The sequence below is a fragment of the Mesobacillus campisalis genome (assembly GCF_000986785.1).
GTDB classification, from domain to species: domain Bacteria; phylum Bacillota; class Bacilli; order Bacillales; family Cytobacillaceae; genus Mesobacillus_B; species Mesobacillus_B campisalis.
In genome coordinates this window covers 1-2,016 of the sequence record NZ_LAYY01000068.1, presented here as the reverse complement: position 1 = coordinate 2,016, position 2,016 = coordinate 1, and the positions used below count along the sequence as shown (strand labels likewise).

The following is a 2,016-nucleotide window of genomic DNA, read 5'->3' as shown; positions in this document are numbered from 1 at the left end:
CTTCCCGCTGATAGAATGCTGCAATCAGCGGGCTTGCCAGCATTAAAATGCCGCATATGGCAATGCCAGTAAGAATGTTCAGCCAAAATAATGTCGAGAGCATCGTATGAGTGACCCGCTCTTTTTGGATGACTGCAGAGCCAAGACCTAAATCCAGAACAATTTGGGCAAAGACGACAATAACCGCGATGATCCCTGTCAAACCAAATTCAGCAAGGGTCATCAGATTGGCCAATAATCCAAACTGGGTGATTTGAATAATGGTAATTATCGCTGTAGAAGTCCCTGTCCACTTCATTCCTTTGCCCATCTGGGTTTTAATACCTGACATGATGTCTCCTGCCTTTAACGTGCTCCTTCTCCGGTTACAATCACCTTGCATGTTTTCAGCAAAATTTTCAGTTCAAGAGCAAATGTAAGATTTTGAATATATTCGAGATCGTATTTCAACTTTTCCTGAGGAGAGAGATTGTATCCTCCATTTACCTGCGCAAGGCCCGTCAGCCCGGGCTTAACTAGCAGGCGATTTTCAAAGCCCCGAATTTCCTTGGTGAATTGCCTGGTAAACACAGGCCTCTCGGGCCTCGGCCCTATAAGCGACATATCCCCCTTCAGGACGGATATCAGCTGCGGAAGTTCATCGATTCGTGTTTTCCGTATAAAGGCACCAACTTTTGTAATCCGCGGATCATTGGCCTCAGCCCATTTCGCCCCAGCCGATTCAGCATTGCACAGCATGGATCGGAGCTTTATCATTTTAAAATGCCTGCCGTTCTTTCCAACCCTCTCCTGAAGATAGAAAGGTGATCCAGGTGTTTCAATGACAATTAAAGCAGCGAATATCCCAATAATCGGCAGCGCTAGCAATAGGCCGATTGTGGCCAGCACCAGATCCATAAACCTTTTATAAAAGAGATATTGCTCTGCCTGCTTGGAAAGATTAGGTTGACTCGTTTGAATAAGGGAATAATCCTGGTAGAATTTAAGGCTCTTATCAGCACTCAGAACAAGCTCACCTCCTACGTTGAAGTATAATCGGCGATTTTTGAGCCAGTATGAACACAGGTTAAAAATTCCATTAACTTTATAAACATTCTGTTAATTCTGTAAATGTTTGTGAATGATTAAAATGTGAGGTTTTGCAAGGGTGAAAGTTGGGTAACGAGGCCGTTGTCTATGGATGGAAATACAAAAAAGCCTTAAATCATAAGATTTAAGGCTTGAAAGGTTGTATGTAATGTGATGGTGGAGCCTAGCGGGATCGAACCGCTGACCTCCTGCGTGCAAAGCAGGCGCTCTCCCAGCTGAGCTAAGGCCCCTTGGAGCGGAAGACGGGATTCGAACCCGCGACCCCAACCTTGGCAAGGTTGTATTCTACCACTGAACTACTTCCGCAGTATATTGTATAAAAGAGAGTGAGCCATGAAGGACTCGAACCTTCGACCCTCTGATTAAAAGTCAGATGCTCTACCGACTGAGCTAATGGCTCATTTGATGGAGGGGAAACTTTAGTTAAATTAACCCTTCCTGTATAACCGTTTCGCATCCCGATGCTCGAAAGACCTTTCGGTCTACCTCGCAAGTTTCCGAGGATGAAATTTCGGCGAAGCGAGAAACTTGCTCTACCGACTGAGCTAATGGGTCAAAAAATGGCTGGGCTAGCAGGATTCGAACCTACGAATGACGGAGTCAAAGTCCGTTGCCTTACCGCTTGGCTATAGCCCAATGACAAAAATAAAAGGACAGGTATAGCATGTCCATTTTTTACTTTAACTATAATGGTGGAGGGGGACGGATTCGAACCGCCGAACCCGGAGGGAGCGGATTTACAGTCCGCCGCGTTTAGCCACTTCGCTACCCCTCCACAGAGTGCCGGCAAGAGGACTTGAACCCCCAACCTACTGATTACAAGTCAGTTGCTCTACCAATTGAGCTACACCGGCATAATAATGGTGGAGGATGACGGGATCGAACCGCCGACCCTCTGCTTGTAAGGCAGATGCTCTCCCAGCTGAG

General features: G+C 46.3%; 2 protein-coding genes and 6 tRNA genes. All 8 read right to left on the bottom strand.

From position 1 onward, the window contains the following. Positions 1-331 (bottom strand): oligosaccharide flippase family protein (locus tag WQ57_RS22385; protein ID WP_046525900.1); only part of this gene is annotated, 331 nt, incomplete at its 3' end. A gap of 14 nt (positions 332-345) precedes the next feature. Further along, positions 346-1,005 (bottom strand): sugar transferase, encoded by a 660-nt coding sequence (locus WQ57_RS22380; protein WP_046525582.1) that lies wholly within the window; start codon positions 1,003-1,005, stop codon positions 346-348. 238 nt (positions 1,006-1,243) lie between these two features. Then, a tRNA-Ala gene (locus tag WQ57_RS22375) sits at positions 1,244-1,319 on the bottom strand. A 1-nt stretch (position 1,320) separates the two neighbouring features. Then, positions 1,321-1,395: transfer RNA gene (locus tag WQ57_RS22370), tRNA-Gly, on the bottom strand. Positions 1,396-1,416: 21 nt separating this feature from the next. After that, positions 1,417-1,489, bottom strand: a tRNA-Lys gene (locus WQ57_RS22365). Positions 1,490-1,650: 161 nt separating this feature from the next. Continuing rightward, positions 1,651-1,725, bottom strand: a tRNA-Gln gene (locus tag WQ57_RS22360). A 54-nt stretch (positions 1,726-1,779) separates the two neighbouring features. Continuing rightward, positions 1,780-1,864, bottom strand: a tRNA-Tyr gene (locus WQ57_RS22355). A 6-nt stretch (positions 1,865-1,870) separates the two neighbouring features. Then, positions 1,871-1,943 (bottom strand) — tRNA-Thr (locus tag WQ57_RS22350). Between the last annotated feature and the right edge of the window lie 73 nt (positions 1,944-2,016).